Source organism: Tabrizicola sp. (genome assembly GCF_036781545.1).
Lineage (GTDB): Bacteria > Pseudomonadota > Alphaproteobacteria > Rhodobacterales > Rhodobacteraceae > Tabrizicola.
This window is the reverse complement of the sequence record NZ_DAIQAT010000230.1, coordinates 1-4,055: the sequence shown is the minus strand read 5'-3', so window position 1 is coordinate 4,055 and position 4,055 is coordinate 1. Positions and strand designations below refer to the sequence as shown.

Below are 4,055 nucleotides of genomic sequence, written 5' to 3'. Positions count from 1 at the left end.
GGCGTCCTGATGGACCTGATCGTCGACTATCTGACCTATGTCTTCATCCCGGCCTATGCCCTGTTCAAGTCCGGCCTTCTGGATGGCTGGACAGGCTGGGTCGCGATCATCGTCATCTGCTACGGGTCGGTGGTCTATTTCGCCGACACCCGCATGAAGACAAAGGACAAAAGCTTTGCGGGCTTCCCGGCCTGCTGGAACATGGTCGTGCTGGTCCTGTTTGCGACCCAGCCGAGCCAGACCATCATCCTGATGATCGTCATCCTGCTGACGGTCACGATGTTCACAAACCTCAAGTTCATCCACCCGGTGCGCACCAGCCGCTGGTATGAGCTTTCGCTCGGCGTGATCATCGCCTGGATCGCGCTGGCCGGCTGGGCCGCCTGGTGGGATTTCAACGAAGGCCCGGTGGCGAAAGGCTTGCTGGTGCTGACCTCGCTCTACCTTGCCCTTGCCGGGATCGCGCAGCAGGTCATCCCCGAGGGCATTCGCCGGGTGCGCTGATCCACTGTAGATGACGTCGCCGCTCCCCATACTCGCGAGGAGAAGTCGAAGACGCACGACAAGCAGCCGCCGTCACAGCCGCGTCAGCATCACCCCCGCGACAATGATCACCGAGGCAAGGGCCTTCTCCCCTGTCATCCGCTCGCCGAAGACCAGCCAGCCGATCAGCACCGCGAACAGGATCGAGGTTTCGCGCAGCGCCGCTACCACGGCAATCGGCGCGATGGTCATCGCCCAGATCGACACCGCATAGGCCCCGTAACTGGCCGCCGAGGCGAAGGCCCCCATCCGCCAGGCATGAAGGTTGCGCGGGATCACGTCCCAGCCGCGCAGGGCCAGCATCCCCAGGGTGAAGATCGTGCCATCCGCGACAAAGACCCAGGCCACATAGGCGGCGGGCGAGCCCGAGACCCGCGCGCCCATGCCGTCGATCAGCGTATAGGTCGCCGTCGCACAGGCCGAGCCGATGGCGAAGGGCAGAAGCCGCCGGTCCTCGCCGCTGGCAAACACCCCCCGTGCCATCAGCAGGATTCCCGCCGCCAGCACCGCGATGGCGAGGTATTCCCGGCCCGTCACCGCATCGGCAAGGAAGGCCGCCCCGAACAGCGCCACGATCATCGGCGCCGCCCCGCGGGCGATGGGATAGACCCGGCTCAGGTCGCCCCGGTCATAGGCATAGGTCAGGAAGAACTTGTAGGCGAAGTGTGTGCAACCCGCCGCCAGCACCCAGGGGATGGCGGCCGGGTCGATGGCCTTCGACACCATCACCACCGCCAGCCCGATCGGCACCTCGACGATTGACAGGATCACCATCCCGCCGACCTTCGAGGTCCCCAGCTTGATCAGCGCATTCCAGAGCGCATGGAGGAAGGCCGCCGCAAGGACTGCCAGGAAGATGCCAAGGCTCAAGACGCACCTGTCATGGAACTGTCACATGCAGGCGTAAGCCCCCGGCCCCAGGCGCGCAAGCGCGCCGATAGGTCCAGTGGCGCGCGATTCATAGGGTCAGATCACTTGCCCTTGGCGGCGAGCTTCTCTTGCAGCTTGATCTCGTTGCGCGACCCCATCGCCGCGCCGAAATAGGTGATCAGCACATAGAGGACGAAAATGATCGGCACGATGATGATCAGCATCCCGCGGATCTCTGCGGCAGGAACCGTGTCCCCCGTGGTCGCCAGCACGACATTCTCCAGCGTGAAGGGAATGCCCAGATACGCGAACATCGCCCAGAAGATGCCGATCCCCAGAACCCCCGAAAGCACTGTCGCCAGCACGGCGAAGGTGGCTTTCTCATTGAAGCTCAGGCGCCGGTTGACGGCCTTGGTGCCGGACTGTCCCGCCGACATGGCGGCGACCATCGCCAGGATGATGCCCATCGCCGAGGGAATGGGCAGGTCGGGGAAATAGGTGCCAATCGCGCCCAAGGCCACATTGGCGGCGACAAGAATACCCAGAAAGATCGCCAGCATGCGACCCAAAGGCATTGCGGTGGAACTCATCACTTTTCTCCCTTGCAGCGACTGGGCGCACTCTTCCGTCGCCCGGGCGGCAAAGGCAAGTCAGGATCATAACAGCAGCGCCCCTTCGTGGCGCAGAAGCGCCGCCTTGGTCTCCACGCCCCCCGGCGCCGAGAAGCCGCCGAACCAGTCGGTCCCCGTCACCCGGTGGCAGGGGATCAGGATTGGCAGCGGGTTCGCCCCGCAGGCCTGCCCCACTGCCTGCGGCGCGGCGCCCACCTGTTTCGCGATCTGGCCATAGGTGCGCGTCTCGCCATGGGGGATCTCGGCCATCGCCCGCCGCACGGCGGCATTCAGTCCCGACCCCCAGTCCATCGGCAGGTCGAACCGCTTCAGCCGCCCCGCGAAATAGGCCTGAAGCTGCGCCAGACCCTCGGCCAGCAGGGCCGTCCGCCCGGAAACCGCGGGCAGCCGCCATTCCAGCCCGACGAGAAGCCCGTCGCGCTCGACCAGCGCCACCGGCCCGAACGGACCGACCAGCCCGGCGCGGATCACGCCGCCGCCCCCCGCGCAAGCGGCGCAAAGGCCGCCCGCAGGACCTCGGCCATCCCCTCCACCGCCGGAGAGGTCCCGCGCGGGTTGCGCCGCAGGACCACCCGGGCGTTGTCGACCATGGGGAATCCGTCCTCTGCCGTCAGCTCCCGGCAACCCGCCGGAATGGTGCTCCGCGACAGGGGCGCGATCGCCATCCCGTTCGTCACCGCCACCCGGAAGCCCCCCGCCATGTCGCAGGACCAGGCCGCGCGCCAGTCGATGCCCTGCCGGTCCAGCGACAGCTCGGCATAGTCCCGGCTCCACTCCGACCGGAAATAGACTGCCACCGGCACCGGGCGGCGCAGATGCTGGGCATGGGTCAGCGACGTCACCCAGACCGTCGGGTCGATGCACAACACCTCGCCCTCCTGCACATAGGCCCAGTCGTAGATCACCCCGATGTCGATCTCGTCCGCCTCCAGCGCCGCGATCTGCGCCGTCGAATGATCCACCCGGACCGAGACCTGCACCCCCTCGTGCCGCTCGTCGAAGGCGGCCAGCGCGCGTGGCAGCACCGTGCCGGAATATTCGTCGGAAATCCCCACCCGGACCGGCCCGACCAGCGGCTTCTCCCGCAGCGCGACCGCCGCCTCGTCCAGCAAAGCCACCACGCGGCGGGCATAGGGCACCAGTTGCTCGCCCCTCGGCGTCAGAACCACCCCCCGCGCCTGACGCTCGAACAGCGGCTGGCCCAGGCTGTCCTCCAGCCGCTTGACCTGCAGGCTGACCGCGGATTGCGTGCGGTAAAGCCGCCCCGCCGCCGCCGTGACCGACCCGCTGTCCGCCACCGCAAGGAAGCTGCGCATCAGGTCGCTGTCCAGCGGTTGCATCACTCACCCATGAGTCGGATTTATGTCACCCATCAAACCTATTCGTTTGTGAAATGTCAAACCCGGCCCTATCTCTGGCCTGCAAACCCAAGGAGTCCAGATCATGTTCGCCCGCCTCTTCGCCCGTTCGCAGCTGCGCCGTTCGACCGCGTTCCTGCTGGAGCGCGAGGATGACCATCTTCTGGACGACATCGGCCTGACCCGCGCCGAGCTTCTGGCCATGCACCACGGCGAAACCGTCGCCGAGGCGCGGGCCAAGGCCCTTCGCTTTCCTTCGACGCCGGCGCCCCGCGGTCTCCCCGTAGGCATTCCGGTCTGACTCTTCGCCGGGGGTGTCCATCCCCGGCGAAGCCTTTCCCTCAGCCCAACGCGTCGTTGCAGCGCTGGCAGGTGCCCGGGTGCTTGTGGCTGCCCACATCCGGCAGCACCCGCCAGCAACGTTCGCATTTCTGGCCCTTGGCCAGTTCGAACGCCACCGCCACGCCCGGCACCTCGGCCAGCGCGAAAATGCCCTCCGGCGCGGGCTTCGTCGAAAGCCAGATGCAGGAGGTGATGCAGACCTCCTCGAAGCTCACCGTCTCCAGCAGCGCCATCATCTCGGGCGTGACGAACACGACCGGCGCGGCCTCCAGGCTCGCCCCGATCACCTTCGCCGTCCGCTGCACCTCCA

7 protein-coding genes are annotated in these 4,055 nt (G+C 66.7%); 2 read left to right on the top strand and 5 right to left on the bottom strand.

What is annotated here, in order from left to right:
- Positions 1 to 504, top strand: a 504-nt coding sequence (locus V7Q39_RS19755; RefSeq protein ID WP_333818321.1) for a phosphatidylcholine synthase, incomplete at its 5' end; no start/stop codon positions are given.
- A gap of 72 nt (positions 505 to 576) precedes the next feature.
- Here V7Q39_RS19755 and V7Q39_RS19750 read toward each other — a convergent pair.
- The 4 genes from V7Q39_RS19750 to V7Q39_RS19735 form a co-directional block, all read right to left on the bottom strand.
- Positions 577 to 1,413, bottom strand: a complete 837-nt coding sequence (locus V7Q39_RS19750) for a DMT family transporter (RefSeq protein ID WP_333818320.1) — start codon at positions 1,411 to 1,413, stop codon at positions 577 to 579.
- Positions 1,414 to 1,514: 101 nt separating this feature from the next.
- The gene (locus V7Q39_RS19745) at positions 1,515 to 2,003 is read right to left on the bottom strand and encodes an ABZJ_00895 family protein (protein ID WP_333818319.1); all 489 of its coding nucleotides are present in this window, start codon (positions 2,001 to 2,003) and stop codon (positions 1,515 to 1,517) included.
- A 66-nt stretch (positions 2,004 to 2,069) separates the two neighbouring features.
- The gene (locus V7Q39_RS19740) at positions 2,070 to 2,513 is read right to left on the bottom strand and encodes a methylated-DNA--[protein]-cysteine S-methyltransferase (protein WP_333818322.1); all 444 of its coding nucleotides are present in this window, start codon (positions 2,511 to 2,513) and stop codon (positions 2,070 to 2,072) included.
- Positions 2,513 to 3,385: a LysR family transcriptional regulator gene (locus V7Q39_RS19735; RefSeq protein ID WP_333818318.1), complete on the bottom strand. Its 873-nt coding sequence runs from the start codon at positions 3,383 to 3,385 to the stop codon at positions 2,513 to 2,515. Before V7Q39_RS19735 ends, V7Q39_RS19740 begins: the two co-directional genes overlap by 1 nt.
- 103 nt (positions 3,386 to 3,488) lie before the next feature.
- On the opposite strand from V7Q39_RS19735, the gene V7Q39_RS19730 reads away from it, so the two are divergent.
- Complete coding sequence (locus tag V7Q39_RS19730; protein ID WP_333818317.1) at positions 3,489 to 3,704, top strand: DUF1127 domain-containing protein; 216 nt, start codon at positions 3,489 to 3,491, stop codon at positions 3,702 to 3,704.
- 40 nt (positions 3,705 to 3,744) lie between these two features.
- Here V7Q39_RS19730 and V7Q39_RS19725 read toward each other — a convergent pair.
- A partial coding sequence (locus V7Q39_RS19725) for a zinc finger domain-containing protein (RefSeq protein ID WP_333818316.1) occupies positions 3,745 to 4,055 on the bottom strand: 311 nt, incomplete at its 5' end.